The sequence below is a fragment of the Streptomyces prunicolor NBRC 13075 genome (assembly GCF_000367365.1).
GTDB classification, from domain to species: domain Bacteria; phylum Actinomycetota; class Actinomycetes; order Streptomycetales; family Streptomycetaceae; genus Streptomyces; species Streptomyces prunicolor.
Window position 1 is genome coordinate 1 of sequence record NZ_BARF01000020.1, and the last position, 15,862, is coordinate 15,862.

The window sequence follows — 15,862 nt, forward strand, 5'->3', positions numbered from 1 at the left end:
CCGCGTGGGCGCGACCAGCCCCCACCGGCCGTCAGAGGCCGACGAACGCAGAGGCCCCCCACGTGTGCCCAACACACATGGGGGGCCTCACAGTTGACGGCAAGTCAGCCAACGGGCGCTAAGCCGAACTACGGAATGACGATGACAGGCCGCTGCGCCCGTTTCGCCAACCGCCCAGCAACAGACCCGAAGATGCGCCCGACGATCCCATGGGTCGAGCCCACAACGATCGCATCCGCCTCGTACTCCCGCCCCACCTCTTCGAGTTCATGGCAGATGTCCCCACCACGCTCGACAAGAATCCAGGGCACTTCGGCCAAATACTCGGCGCACGCCAGCTCAAGCCCCAACACCTCGGTGCGGTGATCCGGCACGTCCACGAAGACGGGTGGCTCACACCCCGCCCACACAGTGGTGGGCAGCCGGTTGGCGACATGGACGATGACGAGGCCCGAGCCGGAGCGATGGGCCATGCCGATCGCGTAGGCGAGGGCACGCTCGCTGGACGTCGAGCCGTCGAAGCCGACGACGACGCCGTGCTTGAAGGCTGGGTCGCAGGAATGACGTGGCTGTTCCGCCGCCAGGGGCTCGGCCGCCGTGGGATCGGCGACGGGCCGCTTGCGGTCCGCGGGTTCGAAAGATTCGTGACCGGCCATGGGTGTCTCGGCTTTTTGATCCTCTTGGGAGGGGACAACAGGGACAACAGGATGCGGCGGAGCTGTGTCCGGGAATCATCTTCCCAACCCCATACCCCCAAGGGTACGGCGGCACTCCTCCTTAGCCCATATCCCGCACATGCTCCGGCGGAGTTCCCCGGAGCATGCACGAGGGGGCGCCCGTAACGCAATGGTTGCTGCCCCGTACAGGCGGTTTGCACAGGATTCACTTATCCGCGCCGGCCCCTGTCCCTCCATGGACTGCCATGGACTGCCCTACAGTGACCGACGCATCGAACACGCGTTGAACCCGGCGAGCCGCCGCCCCAGGGAGCACGCCATGTCCGGACACCGCACGACCTCCGAGGGACACCCCAGCCCCGACACCACGACCGACGTGGTCCGCTGGGCGGTCTTCAGCTGCGTCCTCGTCCCCCTGGTCCTCCTCTGGTACGGCACCTCCCTCGCCGGCGCCACCGGTACGGCCCTGGGCCTCGCGGCCGTCACCGCCGCCTGCCGGGTGCTGCTGCGCCGTTCCGAACAGAGCGAGGCCCGGCTGCTGACCGAGGAGCCGGCACCGCCGCTGGCCGAAGAACAGCCCCCGCACCGCGGCCACCGTCACCGGGCCGGGTCGGGGGCGCACAGGGGCGGACGGCACGCGGGCGGAAGTGCACCGGTCGACTGACCGGTTTCAGCGCACGCGCCCGACGCTTTTCAGCCAACTTCCGGTCACCGTGCATCCGTTGCCCTCACCACCCCCCAACCCCCGTTCCACCTGCACGGAAAGGGTCTGGGAGGCCTTGCGCACCCTACGGGGATTGGCCACTACGACGAGGCGCACTTCCCTGCACGGCCCACGAGTGCAACGCTTCGTGATCGAATGCTTCACGCCAAGTTGCCATGTCGACAATGTGCCGGTTGCCGAACTGGTCACCCCGGCACCACTGGACACAGTAGATTCGATCTTGACGTCTTACGGCGGGGGACTCGTGCAGGACCGAGGGGAAACGTGCTGGAGCGACAAGCCCGACAAGATAGGGGCGACGCGACCACCGAGGGGGGCTTAGCAGTATGAGCCACGACTCCACTGCCGCGCCGGAAGCCGCGGCCCGGAAGCTTTCCGGGCGACGCCGCAAGGAGATCGTCGCGGTGCTGCTGTTCAGCGGCGGCCCCATCTTCGAGAGTTCCATACCGCTGTCGGTGTTCGGAATCGACCGGCAGGACGCCGGAGTTCCGCGCTACCGCCTCCTTGTGTGCGGTGGCGAAGAAGGTCCGCTGCGCACCACCGGAGGGCTGGAACTCACCACACCGCACGGCTTGGAAGCGATCTCGCGGGCGGGCACCGTCGTCGTGCCGGCCTGGCGGTCGATCACCTCGCCACCGCCGGAGGAGGCACTCGACGCGATCCGCCGCGCGCACGAAGAAGGGGCCCGCATCGTAGGCCTGTGCACCGGCGCCTTCGTGCTGGCGGCGGCGGGCCTGCTGGACGGCCGTCCCGCGACGACCCACTGGATGTACGCGCCGACGCTGGCCAAGCGCTATCCGTCGGTGCACGTGGATCCGAGGGAACTCTTCGTCGACGACGGAGACGTGCTGACGTCCGCCGGTACGGCGGCCGGAATCGATCTCTGTCTCCACATCGTGCGGACGGACCACGGCAACGAGGCGGCCGGCGCGCTCGCCCGGCGCCTGGTGGTCCCACCGCGCCGAAGCGGCGGTCAGGAGCGCTACCTCGATCGGTCTTTACCAGAGGAGATCGGCGCCGACCCGCTCGCGGAGGTCGTCGCCTGGGCGCTGGAGCACCTCCACGAACAGTTCGACGTGGAGACGCTGGCGGCACGCGCGTACATGAGCAGGCGTACGTTCGACCGCCGCTTCCGCTCGCTCACCGGGAGCGCTCCCCTGCAATGGCTGATCACGCAGCGGGTGCTCCAGGCGCAGCGTCTGCTGGAGACGTCGGACTACTCGGTGGACGAGGTCGCGGGTCGCTGCGGCTTCCGCTCGCCGGTGGCTCTACGCGGGCATTTCCGGCGCCAGTTGGGCTCGTCGCCCGCCGCCTACCGGGCCGCGTACCGCGCCCGCAGGCCCCAGGGCGACAAGCAGGTGGACGGCGACGGCGCTCCCGGCCAGAGCGGTGGTCCGGGATCCCTGGGTCCGGCCGGGCTGCCGCCCGCGCTGCACCCGGACGGCCCGGTCCCGATGCAGACCCGTCGTACGGCGGCGAGCGCGCTGTCGGCAGCGGCGTCCGCGTCGGCCTCCTCGGCGGAGAACGGCCGTGAGGCGTACGCCACAAGTCGGGCGGCGAGTCTGCCCGGTCAGCGCAGCGCGCCGTAGGGCCGTAGTACCTGCGACGTAGTAACGGGAAGGCTCCCGGGGGTTTCCGTCAGGAGATCTCCGGGAGTTTTCGCGTGCCCGGAGCACAAGGTCAGCGCACGGTCGGCTCAGCTGAGCGGCGCGCAGCTTAAGGTTAGACACATGAACGATCGCATGGTGTGGATCGACTGCGAGATGACCGGCCTCTCGCTGTCAGACGACGCTCTCATCGAGGTGGCCGCCCTCGTCACCGACTCCGAGCTGAACGTGCTCGGCGAGGGGGTGGACATCGTCATCCGCCCGCCGGACCAGGCGCTGGAGACGATGCCGGACGTAGTACGCCAGATGCACACCGCATCCGGCCTGCTCGACGAGTTGGCCGGCGGTACGACGCTGGCCGACGCCGAGGAGCTGGTCCTGGGGTACATCCGGGAGCACGTCAAGGAGCCGGGCAAGGCCCCGCTGTGCGGCAACTCGGTCGGCACCGACCGCGGTTTCCTGCTCCGTGACATGCCGACCCTGGAGGAGTACCTCCACTACCGCATCGTGGACGTGTCCTCGGTGAAGGAGCTGGCCCGCCGCTGGTACCCGCGGGCGTACTTCAACAGCCCCGAGAAGAAGGGCAATCACCGCGCCCTCGCCGACATCCGCGAGTCCATCGCCGAGCTGCGCTACTACCGCGAGGCGATCTTCGTCCCGCAGCCCGGCCCCGACTCCGAAACGGCCCGCACGATCGCCGCGAAGCACGTCCAGCCCACCCCGTAAAAGCCGTGCGCGAGCACCCCTTCGGACCCTGTACACTTTTTCTCGGCCGGTCGGAAACTTTCAGAGTGAACGACCGGGCATGGTGGGTGTAGCTCAGCTGGTAGAGCACCTGGTTGTGGTCCAGGAAGTCGCGGGTTCAAGTCCCGTCACTCACCCTGAGTAATCAGCCGGTGACTTCGGAAACGAGGTCACCGGCTGATTCGTTTTCCGGCAACGTTCTCCGGCAACGGGAGCCCGCCCACGATGGACACCGAACCCATCAGCACCGCCCGCCTGGATCTCGTCCCGCTGAGCGTGACCCACGCGGAGGAGATGGCCACGGTCCTGTCCTCTCCCGCCCTCCACACCTTCACCGGCGGCGACCCTCTGAGCCCCGACGCCCTGCGGACCCGCTACGAGCGCCTGATCGCAGGTTCTTCCGTCCCGTCCGTCACCTGGTGCAACTGGGTCCTGCGGCTGCGCGCGGAGTCCTGCCTGGTGGGCACGGTCCAGGCGACGGTCACGGAAGCGGGGTCGGTCGCGGACATCGCCTGGGTGGTCGGCGTTCCCTGGCAAGGGCGGGGTCTGGCCTCGGAGGCGGCGCGGGGACTGGCGTCATGGCTCGCCCGCAAGCCGTCCGTCCATACGATCGCGGCGTACATCCACCCGAGGCATGGGGCATCGGCGGCGGTTGCTACGGCGGCGGGGCTGACGCCGTCGGAACAGTCGCAGGACGACGAGATCAGGTGGCAGCGCGCCACTCATCCGTGAACTCCCGTACGCCCGCGAACCGTTCGGCGGGATCGGTCCGGGTTGCCCTTTCCAGTACGGCGATTTGACCCGCCGTACCCCGCCAGGCGCGCTCGCCGTCCCCCGCGTCGAGAAGGAGACGGGCGGTACGGCCGAGGGCGTAGACCGTCGTACGGATGTCGATGCGGGCGCCGTGGTGCCACTCCTCGGGGGCCATGAAGCGGGCCGAACCCGGGAGGCGGTCCTCCTGGAGGACGAAAGGGCCGGGGCGGTACTCGTCGAGGTCGATGAGGTGGAGGACGTCGGCGCCGAAGTCGTAGAGGAACGCGCCGTCGTAGAGATCGACCGCCACCATCCCCGCGGCCTCCACGGCGAGGTGTGCGTCCAGGACGCGGTCCACAGCACGGAGGACAGAGGCGAGGGGCAGGGCGCGGAAACGGGCGCGGGCGGGGCCGTAGAGGGACTCCCCGTGCCGCCAGGGCATGACGACCGCCGTACGGCCACTGTCCGCCACGGCGATCCGGTGCAGCTGCGGGACGATCGCCGGGTGCCGTACGGCCCGGTGGAAGGTCCAGGCGCGGTCAAGTGAGGCCTGGGCGGGGGCAGTTGTCGCCTCCTTCACGAACCAGCGCTCTCCGTCCGGGAGTTGGACGCCGTAGGAGACACACCCGGAGTCCTGTTCGCGGAAGACGCGGAACACCTCGCCCACCGTGCGGAGGTAGGGCTCGGTCGCGGGGATCTCTTCTACGGTCAGGAGGGGGTGGGGAGTCATGGGTGCCAGTTTGGGCGTCGGTGCGGGTCGGTGTGATCGGTTTGTCGGGTAGGGGGACCGCCTTGATGAAAGGGGTCGCCACGAAGCCGACGGAGCGTTCCGCCTACTTGAGCGGGAGCAGCCGCGTCAGGACGCGAACGGCGTGGCTACAGCACTCGGTGCCGGTTTCGCCAGGATCACCGGAGTCACTGCCCTCGGCGTGAACCGGCATGCCACCAATAAGCCAAGCCACCTGAGCACCTGGTGACCCCACCCCTCACGACGACGCCCGCGTCACCAACTCCGTTGCCAGTACCGCCTGTCGGCGCTCCAGTCCCCGGGACGTGGCCGGGCGGCGGTCCGCGATTTCCGCCAGCAGCAGGTCGATCATCGAACGGCCCATCTCCTCGATCGGCTGGCGGACGCTCGTGAGCGGCGGGTCCATGTGGCGGGCGATGGCCGAGTCGTCGTAGCCGACGAGGGCTACGTCGTCCGGGATCACGCGGCCTTCCTCGCGGAGGACCTGGCGGGCGCCCGCCGCCATCACGTCCGAGCCGGCGAAGACCGCGTCGACGTCGGGGCGGCGGGCCAGCAGTTCCTTCATCGCCCGTCGGCCGCCCTCCTCCGTGAAGTCGCCCGGCTGGATGAGGTGTTCGTCCACCGCATGACCCGCGTCGAGCAGCGCCTCGCGGTAGCCGTCGACGCGGCGTTGGGCGCCGTACACGTCGAGGCGGCCGGTGATGTGCGCGATGCGGGTGCGGCCTCGGGAGAGGAGGTGTTCCACTGCCGAGCGCGCGCCGCCGTAGTTGTCCGAGTCGACCGACGTGAGAGTTTCCGCAGCCGATCTCGGGCCGCTGATCACCGCCGGAATCTCCAACTGGGCCAGCAGGTCCGGGAGTGGGTCGTCCGCGTGGACCGAGACCAGCAGGACGCCGTCCACCCGGTGTGCCGCCAAGTATTGGGCCAGGCGCTGTCGTTCGCGGTCACTGCCCGCGAATATCAGCAGCAACTGCATCTCGGTTTCCGAGAGTTCGGCTCCTACGCCCTTGAGCATGTCCGAGAAGTACGGTTCCGCGAAGAAGCGGGTCTCGGGCTCGGGGACGACCAGGGCGATGGCGTCGGTGCGGTTCGCGGCGAGGGCGCGGGCGGCCGTGTTGGGGACGTAGCCGAGTTCGTCCACCGCCGCCTCGACCGCGGCTCGGGTCGCGTCGCTGACTCTTGGCGAACCGTTGATCACCCGGGAGACCGTGCCCCGCCCCACACCGGCGCGCGCCGCGACCTCCTCCAGGGTCGGCCGGCCGCCACTCCGGCTCCGCGCTCCGTGGCCTGCCATTGGCTCCGCCTCCTGTCGACCCACCCGTTGGCCTGGAATGTAACAGTCCTGATCAGGGAAGAGGGGCGTGAGGAGCCCCACCTCCGGCCGGATCCATGCCTCCCGCACAGTTAGCTAACAGACGAATAACTGAACGCGTCTCTCCGCGTCCGCTCCCTTGACACCCCCGCGCGAACCGACGACTCTTCAACACATCACCGGTGGGAGCGCTCCCACGGTACCTGACACATACACATCCCGCACGTTCCCCGCCCGAGCCGCAGCGTGAACTAACGGGCCCAACAATGCAGTTGGCCGGGGGGTCGGCACGTCAGGCAACAGGAGGACGCAATGCGCACGAGTACCCGACGGTCCCATCGGCTGATGGCCCTCGCGGCCGTCGCCGCCCTGACCACAGGGGTATTGGCCGGCTGCTCCAGTGACTCGGACGGCACCTCGTCGAACGCGAGCGACAGCGGCAAGGGCAAGACCACGCTGACCGTCGGTACCTTCGGCGTCTTCGGCTACAAGCAGGCCGGTCTGTACGACGCGTACATGAAGCTCCACCCGAACATCACCATCAAGGAGGACGTCACCACACGTACCGACGTGTACTGGCCGAAGGTCCTCACCCGGCTCCAGGCCGGTGCCGGCACCGACGACATCCAGGCCATCGAGGTCGGCAACATCACCGAGGCCGTGCAGACGCAGGCCGACAAGTTCGTCGACCTCGGCAAGGACGTCGACAAGTCCCAGTGGCTGCCCTGGAAGAACGCCCAGGCCACCACCAAGGACGGCAAGCAGATAGGCCTCGGCACCGACACCGGCCCGATGGCGATCTGCTACCGCAAGGACCTCTTCAAGAAGGCCGGGCTGCCGACGGATCGCACGCAGCTCGCCAATCTGTGGAAGGGCGACTGGGCGAAGTACGCCGACGTCGGCAAGGACTACATGAAGAAGGCGCCCAAGGGCACCAAGTTCGTGGACTCCGCGTCCTCCGTCTACAACGCGGCCATCGGCGGCGAGAGCCAGCGGTACTACGACAAGGACGGCAACGTCATCTGGGACAAGTCGACCGGTGTGAAGGCGGCTTGGAACGCGGCGATGACGGTGGCGACCAGCAACATGTCGGCGAAGCTGAAGCAGTTCGACCCGACCTGGGACCAGGGCTTCGCCAACGCGAGCTTCGCGACGGTGGCCTGCCCCGCGTGGATGATGGGCTACATCCAGGAGAAGGCGGGCGACTCCGGCAAGGGCAACTGGGACGTGGCGGCGGCGCCGACCGCGGCCAACTGGGGCGGTTCCTTCCTCGGCGTGCCGACGGCGTCCAAGCACCAGGCCGAGGCCGTGGCGCTGGCCAAGTGGCTGACCGCGCCGGAGCAGCAGGAGAAGGTCTTCGCCAAGCAGGCCAGCTTCCCGTCCACCCCGGCGGCGTACCCGAACCTGAAGCCGGCCGCCGCCACGACGGCCTACTTCTCGAACGCGCCGATCACCCAGATCTTCTCCGACTCGGCGAAGACCATCCCGGTGCAGACCTTCGGCATCAAGGACCAGCCGATCGGTACCGCGATCACTGACGTCGGCATTCTCCAGGTGGAGCAGAAGGGCAAGACCCCGGCCCAGGGATGGAGCGCCGCCACCAAGGAGATCAAGGACGTGCTCGGGCAGTGAGCAGCTCCAAGCAGGCCCTCGCACACCCCGCGCCGGGCTCCGGCGCCGCGCCCGGCGACAAGCCGGGCGCGGCCCGCGGCGCCGGCGGTCGTGGTACGCCGGCGCCCGGCCCGAGTTCGTGGCGGAGCCGGCTGTACCGCTGGGACATGAAGGCGGCGCCGTACGCGTTCATTTCCCCGTTCTTCATCATCTTCGGGGCCTTCGGGCTCATCCCGCTGCTGTACACGGGCTGGTACTCGCTGCACAACGTGCAGCTGTCGTCGCTGGACCACAAGTCGTGGGCGGGGCTGGACAATTACCGGAACCTGCTGTCCTCGGACTTCTTCTGGAACGCCCTGAAGAACACGTTCACCATCGGGCTGATCTCCACCGTGCCGCAGCTGTTGATGGCGATCGGGATCGCGCATCTCCTCAACTACCGGCTGCGCGGCTCGACCGTGTGGCGGGTCGTGATGCTGACTCCGTACGCCACCTCGGTGGCGGCGGCGACCCTCGTCTTCACGCTGCTGTACTCGTGGGACGGCGGGATGGTCAACTGGCTGCTGGGCTTCGTCGGGGTCGATCCCGTCAACTGGCGTGAATCCACGTGGGGTTCGCAGTTCGCGGTGTCATCGATCGTGATCTGGCGGTGGACGGGTTACAACGCGCTGATCTATCTGGCGGCGATGCAGGCGATCCCGGGCGACCTGTACGAGTCGGCGGCGATCGACGGGGCCAACCGCTGGCAGCAGTTCCGCCATGTGACGATCCCTCAGCTGCGCCCGACCATCCTCTTCACGGTGGTGATCTCCACCATCGGCGCGACCCAACTCTTCGGCGAGCCCCTGCTGTTCGGCGGGGTGAGCGGTTCGAAGGGCGGGTCCGAGCACCAGTACCAGACGCTCGGTCTGTACATGTACGACCAGGGCTGGATCATCGGCAACCTCGGCAAGGCGTCCGCGATCGCCTGGTCGATGTTCCTGATCCTGCTGATCGTCGCCGCGATCAACCTGCTGTTCACCCGACGGCTGAGGAAGTCCCAATGACCACAAGCGAACTGACAGCCCCTCAGGACGCCGTGCCCGTACGGGAGGTGCGCGCCCCGCGCCGCCGCGTCATGGGCGCGGGCAAGCAGATGCACGCGGGCCCGCTGACCTACGTCGTGCTGGTCGTCTTCGCGCTGGTCTCGCTGGCCCCGCTGGTGTGGACGGCGATCGCGGCCTCGCGCAACAACCAGCGGCTCGCCGAGACCCCGCCGCCGCTGTGGTTCGGGGCGAACCTGTTCAAGAACCTCCAAACCGCCTGGGACCAGGCCGGCATGGGCACCGCGATGTTCAACTCCACGATCGTCGCGGGCTCGATCACCATCGGCACGGTCCTGTTCTCCACTCTGGCGGGCTTCGCCTTCGCCAAGCTGAAGTTCAGGTTCTCCAGCACGCTGCTCCTGCTGACCATCGGCACGATGATGATCCCGCCCCAACTGGCCGTCGTACCGCTGTACTTGTGGATGGCGGACCTGCACTGGTCGAACCACCTCCAGACGGTCATCCTGCCGACCCTGGTCAGCGCCTTCGGTACGTTCTTCATGCGCCAGTACCTCGTGCAGGCGCTGCCGACGGAACTGATCGAGGCGGCGAGAGTGGACGGCGCGAGCAGCCTGCGGGTGGTGTGGCACGTGGTCTTCCCGGCGGCCCGCCCCGCGATGGCGGTGCTGGGCCTCCTGACCTTCGTGATGGCCTGGAACGACTTCCTCTGGCCGATCATCGCCCTCAACCAGCAGAACCCGACCGTCCAGGTCGCCCTGAACTCCCTGGGCACCGGCTACATCCCCGACCAGTCGGTGATCATGGCGGGCGCGCTGCTCGGCACGCTGCCGCTGCTGATCGCCTTCCTGCTCTTCGGCAAGCAGATCGTGGGCGGGATCATGCAGGGCGCGGTCAAGGGCTGACGGTTCGCCGCCTTCCTCATCTCGGTTCTCTTCTACGTCAGTTGGAGAGCCGGGGCACCGCCGCCCCGGTCTCTCCGGCCCCCCTCCTCCACTATGGGAGCGCTTCCATGCCTGAGCCCATTACACCTGTCACCTTCCCGCCCGCCTTCCTCTGGGGCGCCGCGACCTCCGCGTACCAGATCGAGGGGGCGGTGCGCGAGGGCGGTCGTACGCCCTCGATCTGGGACACCTTCAGTCATACGCCGGGCCGCACGGCCGGTGGTGAGCACGGTGACATCGCTGTCGACCACTACCACCGCTACCGCGACGACGTGGCGCTGATGGCGGACCTGGGCCTGACGGCGTACCGCTTCTCGGTCTCCTGGCCGCGGGTGCAGCCGACCGGCCGGGGCCCGGCGGTCCAGGTGGGCCTGGACTTCTACCGCCGTCTGGTGGACGAGCTGCTGGCGGTCGGCATCAAGCCGGCGCTGACCCTCTACCACTGGGATCTGCCGCAGGAGCTGGAGGACGCGGGCGGCTGGCCGGAGCGTGACACGGCGTACCGGTTCGCCGAGTACGCGCAGATCATGGGCGAGGCGCTGGGCGACCGTGTGGAGCAGTGGATCACGCTCAACGAGCCCTGGTGCAGCGCGTTCCTGGGCTACGGCTCGGGGGTGCACGCACCGGGCCGTACGGACGCGGCGGCTTCGCTCAAGGCCGCGCATCACCTCAACCTGGCGCACGGGCTGGCCACTTCGGTGCTGCGCGCGTCGATGCCGGCCAGGAACTCCGTGGCGGTGAGCCTCAACTCATCGGTCGTCAGGCCCGCTTCGCAGTCCCCCGAGGACATGGCGGCGGCCCGGAAGATCGACGACCTGGCCAACGGGGTGTTCCACGGGCCGATGCTGCACGGCTCGTATCCGCAGTCCCTCTTCGAGGCGACGAGGTCGGTCACGGACTGGTCGTTCGTCCAGGACGGCGACCTGACGCTCATTCACCAGCCGCTGGACGCACTGGGGTTGAACTACTACACCCCGACGCTGGTGGAGGCGGCGGAGGCGGCCCCGGCGGGCCCGCGGGCGGACGGTCACGGCGTGAGCGCGTACACCCCCTGGCCGGGCGCGGACGACGTGGCGTTCCTCCAGACGCCGGGCGAGCGCACGGAGATGGGCTGGACGATCGACCCGACGGGCCTGTACGACCTGATCACGCGGTACACGAGGGAGGCGCCGGGGCTGCCGTTGTACGTGACGGAAAACGGCGCAGCCTACGACGACAAGCCGGATCCGGAGGGCAACGTCCACGACCCGGAGCGGATCGCGTATCTGCACGGCCATCTGTCGGCGGTGCGGCGCGCCATCGCCGACGGGGCGGATGTGCGGGGCTATTACCTCTGGTCGCTCATGGACAACTTCGAGTGGGCGTACGGGTACGAGAAGCGGTTCGGGGCGGTGTACGTGGATTACGCGACGCTGGAGCGAACGCCGAAGTCGAGCGCGCGGTGGTACGGGGAGGCGGCTCGGACGGGGGTGCTGCCTGCGGTGGGGGAAGCCTGACCGACGGGGGACACCGGGGACGGGGCGCGGCATGCCGTGGGGGCGTGCCGCGCTCCGGCGGGTGCGGCAGGTGTGTCGGGTGTGGTGGGTCAGAGACTGCCCGGGGGCGCCAGCCACTGGGTCGGCTGCCCGGTGACCGAGGCGATGGTCTCGAAGTCGTTGTCGTAGTGCAGCACGGTCAACCCCTGGAGTTCGGCGGTGGCGGCGACGAGCAGGTCCACCGCGCCCGCGGACCGGTGCCGCCCCTTCTCGGTGAGCTCCCGTTGGACGTCCCATGCGCGGGTTACGGCCCGGTCGTCCAAGGGTGTCCAGCAGAACAGCGCGTCGAGGTCGTCGACCAGGGCGGCCCGGTCCTCGGCGTTCTTGGCGCTGTGCAGAAACTCGATCTCGGTGAGTGGGCAGCGCGCGATCAGGCCCTCCTCCAGGGGCTTCTCCCACATGGCCCGCGCCGGCATCTTCAGAACGCGGACCAGGGCGCTGGTGTCGATGAGGTAGGCGGCCGCGCTCATCGACGGTAGTTCTCCTTGTCCAGCAACAGGTCGAAGTCACCCGCGTCGGCGCGGGCCGCGAAGCGAGCCAGGGCGAGCGCACGCTTCTTGCGTTCGACGCCCTCCTTGAGCGCAGCGGTGACCGTGTCCTTCTTGGTCTTGGTCCCGAACGCTATGGCCGCCTCGGCCAGAAGGTCTTCGTCGATGTCGATCAGCGTCTTGGTCAAGAGAACCTCCCGGATATACGAATGAATATCCAGTATATCCACGATGGTCGCTACCAGCGCTTCCCGAGCTCGAACCAGGTGGCCTTGCCCCGGCCGGGCCCGTGCGCGCACACGCCCCAGGCGTCGGCGCCGTGCGAGATGAGCTGGATGCCTCGGCCGTCCTCGTCCGTGGTGGCAGGGGTGCGGCAGGTGGGCAGGCCCGGGGCCTCGTCGTGGATGAGGACGCGGAAACGGCGGGGGTCCGACCAACCCGCGTAGAGGGTTACAGGGGTCAGAAAGCCCTTCAGCTTGCAGGCGTTGATGGCGTTGGTGACGGCTTCCGAGGTCAACAGGATTGCCGTGTCGATGAGTTCGGGGCGGTGGGATACGGCGAGGAGGGTGCGGACCGTTTCGCGGGCGGTGCGGACCCAGGCAGGGTGGGGCGGGAAGACCAGGGAGACGTCGGTGAGGTGTGGGGGGTCGTCCATGGGCGGGGCTCCTTCGGCGTGGGGGGCGCGCACGCGGTGACCAGGTCCGGGTCCTCGTTGCCAAGTGGCTTGAGGGCGGGGGTACTTCCGGGTGGCGCGGGGTGGTGCGGTTGTCTTCGACGGTAGGGAACCCGTTCCGTAAGTTGCAACCGTTTACGCCCTGCGTCACCCTTGTGAGTGACTGCCGAACAACCTTGTGGCCCACGGGAGTTCGGCTGTGCAGACTGCCCGGAGGAGGTCGCACATGCCACCCAGGAACAACCCCAGCGAGCGCCAGCGACGCCTCGGTCTGGAACTCCGCAAGCTGCGCAATCGCGCGGGGCTGTCCGGTGACCGGGCCGGCGAACTGCTCGACGCCGACCGCACGCGGATCAGCAACATCGAGGCAGGCCGGCTCGACGTCTCGCGCAACCGTCTCTACAAGCTGCTGCGCGAGTACGACTGCCCGCCCGGCCCCCTGTTCGACGGGATCATGGCGATGGCCCAGGAGAGCGGCAAGGGGTGGTGGGACGAGTTCAACGACACGATCGGCCCGGCCGCCCGGAACCTGGCCGAGCTGGAATCCCGGTCGACAGTGCTGCGAACCCACAATCCCCTGGTGATCCCCGGTTTGCTACAGACCGAGGAGTACGCCCGCGCGGTGCTGGCCGCCACCGAGTCAGCACCTCAACACGCCGACCGATACGCCGAGTTCCGCCTGGCCCGTCAACGCGTACTGACCGGCGACTCACCCGTCACGTACCGCGCCGTCATCCACGAATCCGCGCTCCACACAAGGGTGGGCGGCCCGGCGGTCATGCGCAGGCAGCTGCTGCGGCTGATGGAAGTCTCCAGGCTGACCAATGTGATCGTTCAGATCTACCCGTTCGAAGCCGGCGTCTACTCCGCGCACACCCGCTCCTTCGTCGTCTTCGGCGGCGGGGCCCCTGAACTGGACACGGTCTACCTGGAGCATCCGACGGGCTCCCTCTTCCTGAGGGATGGAGGGCAACTCGACGAGTACGCCAAGATGTTCGAGCGGCTCTCGGAGCTGGCGCTGGCGCCGGTCGACCCGGAATCGGCGCCGGAGTCGCATGACTCACGCGACTCGCTGAGCCTGATCCAGCACGTCATGTACGCCCTGTGAAAGGACCCGCCATGCCCCACCTCGTCTGGCAGAAGTCGTCGTACAGCACCGGCGGCGAGGGCGAGTGCGTGGAACTGGCGGCAGCGGCGACCGGCACCCACATCCACCTCCGCGAAAGCGACCACCCCCACGACATCGCCACGCTCCCACCCCACACCCTCGCCGCCTTCCTCCACACGGTGAAGTCCTCCCCTCCCTTGCCAAGCTATAAATAAAGTGATTCATTCGCCAGGCATGTGAATGGATGCACTTCAAGCGCGGGGAGATGTCCGTGACCGCTGTCACCCTGGGCGAGGAACCCATCACCATCGAGCAGTTCGTCGCGGTCGCCCGCCACGGCGCCCGGATCGAGTTCGACGCCACGTACGTCGACCGGGTCCGCAAGTCCCGCGCGCTGGTGGAGCGCTTCCTCGCCGAGAACCGCCTGGTCTACGGCGTGACCACCGGCTTCGGCGACAACGTCACGGAGGTCATCGACCCGGCGGACGCCGAGCAGCTCCAGCGCAACATCGTGCGCTCGCACGCCGTGTCGGTCGGGGAGCCGTTGCCCGTCGAGGTGGTCCGTGCCATCGCGTTGATGGAGCTGGTCGGGCTCGGGGAAGGGTTCTCCGGTATCCGGTTCGAGACGCTGGAGCTGATCCGGCGGATGCTCAACTCCGGGGTCACGCCGCACGTTCCCGGCGAGGGTTCCGTGGGCTATCTGGCCCCCGAGGCGCACATGGCGCTCGTACTGCTCGGCGAGGGCCGGGCCTGGTACGGCGGCGAACTCCTGCCCGGCACCGAGGCGTTGGCCCGGATCGGCGAACGGCCGACCCAACTCGCCTGCAAGGAGGGGCTGTCGCTGACGAACGGGACGCACTCGGTCACCGCGATCGCCGTCCTCGCCGCCCATGACGCTGACGTAGCGGCGACCACCGCCGACATCGCCGCGAGCCTCTCCGTACAGGCGCTCAAGGGCACCGTCCGCGCCTACGACGCCCGGATTCAGGAACGGAAGCGGCACCCCGAGCAGGCCGCCGTCGCCGAGAACCTGCGGCGGCTGACCGAGTCCAGTGCCATGAGCGCCGAGTTCCTCGATCACCGGCTCCAGGACGCGCTCTCCCTGCGTGCCGTACCGCAGACGCACGGCGGTGCGAAGCGGGCGCTGGCGCAGGCGCGGGAGGTCATCGTCGAGGAACTCCACTCCGTGGGCGACAATCCGGTCATCCACCCCGAGGGCGAGGACGGGGTCGCGCTGAGCGGGGCCAACTGCGACAGCACGTACGTCGGGATCCAGGCCGACACCATGGTCAACGCGATGACGGTCCTGGCCAAGGTCTCCGAGCGCCGCACCGACCGCATGGTCAACAGCAACTTCAGCGAGCTGCCGGCCTTCCTGGTCCGGCAGCAACCGGGCCTCAACAGCGGCTACATGATCGCCCAGTACACGGCCGCCGCCCTGACCATGGAACTGCGCGGCCTGGCGGTACCCGCCTCCGCCGACAACGTCACCACCTCCGCCAACCAGGAAGACACCGTCAGCAACGCCTACTTGGCGGCCATGAAGGCGTACCGCGCGGCCCGCAAACTCGGTTACGTCATAGCGGTCGAGCTGATGTGCGCCGCCCAGGCCCTCGACCTCCTCGCACCGCTCTCCCCCTCACCGGCCGCGGAGGCGTTGCGGGCGAGAATCCGGGAAACCGTCCCGCCCGTCACCGAGGACCGGGTCTTCCACACCGACATCGAGCACATCGCCGAACTCGTACGCAGCGGGGAGGCGTTGCGGGTCGTGGAGGGTGTCGTGGGGGCGCTGCACCGCTGAGGCCGGGCCGAAGGGCCGAGAGCCCCGCCGCCATTCACAGCCGCCCCTCAGACCCCGTCCAGCGGCCTCTCAGCCCCAAGGCGTCTGATCTCCC

Annotated in this window: 17 protein-coding genes and 1 tRNA gene; 12 read left to right on the forward strand and 6 right to left on the reverse strand. The window is 68.6% G+C overall.

Annotated features, from left to right (window positions below; genetic code table 11):
• Positions 1-128 precede the first annotated feature (128 nt).
• Positions 129-656: a universal stress protein gene (locus SPR02S_RS08825; protein ID WP_019056585.1), complete on the reverse strand. Its 528-nt coding sequence runs from the start codon at positions 654-656 to the stop codon at positions 129-131.
• Between the two features lie 340 nt (positions 657-996).
• Between SPR02S_RS08825 and SPR02S_RS08830 the strand changes: the two genes are divergently transcribed.
• From SPR02S_RS08830 to SPR02S_RS08850, 5 genes are all read left to right on the forward strand, one after another.
• Positions 997-1,341: a hypothetical protein gene (locus tag SPR02S_RS08830; protein ID WP_019056586.1), complete on the forward strand. Its 345-nt coding sequence runs from the start codon at positions 997-999 to the stop codon at positions 1,339-1,341.
• 386 nt (positions 1,342-1,727) lie between these two features.
• On the forward strand, positions 1,728-2,990 hold the full coding sequence (locus tag SPR02S_RS08835; protein ID WP_019056587.1) for a GlxA family transcriptional regulator: 1,263 nt from the start codon (positions 1,728-1,730) through the stop codon (positions 2,988-2,990).
• 141 nt (positions 2,991-3,131) lie between these two features.
• Positions 3,132-3,734 (forward strand): oligoribonuclease, encoded by a 603-nt coding sequence (orn, locus tag SPR02S_RS08840; protein ID WP_019056588.1) that lies wholly within the window; start codon positions 3,132-3,134, stop codon positions 3,732-3,734.
• An 82-nt stretch (positions 3,735-3,816) separates the two neighbouring features.
• Positions 3,817-3,889 (forward strand) — tRNA-His (locus SPR02S_RS08845).
• Between the two features lie 88 nt (positions 3,890-3,977).
• Positions 3,978-4,484, forward strand: a complete 507-nt coding sequence (locus SPR02S_RS08850; protein WP_019056589.1) for a GNAT family N-acetyltransferase — start codon at positions 3,978-3,980, stop codon at positions 4,482-4,484.
• On the opposite strand, the gene SPR02S_RS08855 is transcribed toward SPR02S_RS08850, so the two are convergent.
• Complete coding sequence (locus SPR02S_RS08855) at positions 4,456-5,235, reverse strand: serine/threonine-protein kinase (RefSeq protein ID WP_019056590.1); 780 nt, start codon at positions 5,233-5,235, stop codon at positions 4,456-4,458. The genes SPR02S_RS08850 and SPR02S_RS08855 overlap by 29 nt on opposite strands.
• A gap of 256 nt (positions 5,236-5,491) precedes the next feature.
• Positions 5,492-6,547, reverse strand: coding sequence for a LacI family DNA-binding transcriptional regulator (locus tag SPR02S_RS08860; protein ID WP_019056591.1), 1,056 nt, complete (start codon positions 6,545-6,547; stop codon positions 5,492-5,494).
• A 330-nt stretch (positions 6,548-6,877) separates the two neighbouring features.
• Here SPR02S_RS08860 and SPR02S_RS08865 point away from each other — a divergent pair, with 330 nt between their 5' ends.
• From SPR02S_RS08865 to SPR02S_RS08880, 4 genes are all read left to right on the forward strand, one after another.
• Positions 6,878-8,197, forward strand: a complete 1,320-nt coding sequence (locus tag SPR02S_RS08865; RefSeq protein ID WP_019056592.1) for an ABC transporter substrate-binding protein — start codon at positions 6,878-6,880, stop codon at positions 8,195-8,197.
• Positions 8,194-9,222, forward strand: a complete 1,029-nt coding sequence (locus SPR02S_RS08870; RefSeq protein WP_019056593.1) for a carbohydrate ABC transporter permease — start codon at positions 8,194-8,196, stop codon at positions 9,220-9,222. Before SPR02S_RS08865 ends, SPR02S_RS08870 begins: the two co-directional genes overlap by 4 nt.
• On the forward strand, positions 9,219-10,124 hold the full coding sequence (locus tag SPR02S_RS08875) for a carbohydrate ABC transporter permease (RefSeq protein WP_019056594.1): 906 nt from the start codon (positions 9,219-9,221) through the stop codon (positions 10,122-10,124). The genes SPR02S_RS08870 and SPR02S_RS08875 overlap by 4 nt, the downstream gene beginning before the upstream one ends.
• Positions 10,125-10,231: 107 nt before the next feature.
• Positions 10,232-11,659 (forward strand): GH1 family beta-glucosidase, encoded by a 1,428-nt coding sequence (locus SPR02S_RS08880; RefSeq protein WP_019056595.1) that lies wholly within the window; start codon positions 10,232-10,234, stop codon positions 11,657-11,659.
• An 89-nt stretch (positions 11,660-11,748) separates the two neighbouring features.
• Here the strand turns inward: SPR02S_RS08880 and SPR02S_RS08885 are convergent, their stop codons facing one another.
• The 3 genes from SPR02S_RS08885 to SPR02S_RS08895 are packed head-to-tail and all read right to left on the reverse strand — an operon-like array spanning position 11,749 to position 12,841.
• The gene (locus SPR02S_RS08885) at positions 11,749-12,168 is read right to left on the reverse strand and encodes a PIN domain nuclease (protein ID WP_019056596.1); all 420 of its coding nucleotides are present in this window, start codon (positions 12,166-12,168) and stop codon (positions 11,749-11,751) included.
• Positions 12,165-12,374: a type II toxin-antitoxin system VapB family antitoxin gene (locus tag SPR02S_RS08890; protein ID WP_019056597.1), complete on the reverse strand. Its 210-nt coding sequence runs from the start codon at positions 12,372-12,374 to the stop codon at positions 12,165-12,167. The genes SPR02S_RS08885 and SPR02S_RS08890 overlap by 4 nt, the downstream gene beginning before the upstream one ends.
• Before the next feature lie 50 nt (positions 12,375-12,424).
• Positions 12,425-12,841: an ATP-binding protein gene (locus tag SPR02S_RS08895; RefSeq protein WP_019056598.1), complete on the reverse strand. Its 417-nt coding sequence runs from the start codon at positions 12,839-12,841 to the stop codon at positions 12,425-12,427.
• A gap of 244 nt (positions 12,842-13,085) precedes the next feature.
• Between SPR02S_RS08895 and SPR02S_RS08900 the strand changes: the two genes are divergently transcribed.
• From SPR02S_RS08900 to SPR02S_RS08910, 3 genes are read left to right on the forward strand one after another with little or no spacing between them, the layout of a single operon-like run.
• Positions 13,086-13,967: a helix-turn-helix domain-containing protein gene (locus SPR02S_RS08900; RefSeq protein ID WP_019056599.1), complete on the forward strand. Its 882-nt coding sequence runs from the start codon at positions 13,086-13,088 to the stop codon at positions 13,965-13,967.
• An 11-nt stretch (positions 13,968-13,978) separates the two neighbouring features.
• Positions 13,979-14,182 (forward strand): DUF397 domain-containing protein, encoded by a 204-nt coding sequence (locus SPR02S_RS08905; protein WP_019056600.1) that lies wholly within the window; start codon positions 13,979-13,981, stop codon positions 14,180-14,182.
• Between the two features lie 50 nt (positions 14,183-14,232).
• Positions 14,233-15,768: an HAL/PAL/TAL family ammonia-lyase gene (locus SPR02S_RS08910; protein WP_106436935.1), complete on the forward strand. Its 1,536-nt coding sequence runs from the start codon at positions 14,233-14,235 to the stop codon at positions 15,766-15,768.
• Positions 15,769-15,862 lie beyond the last annotated feature (94 nt).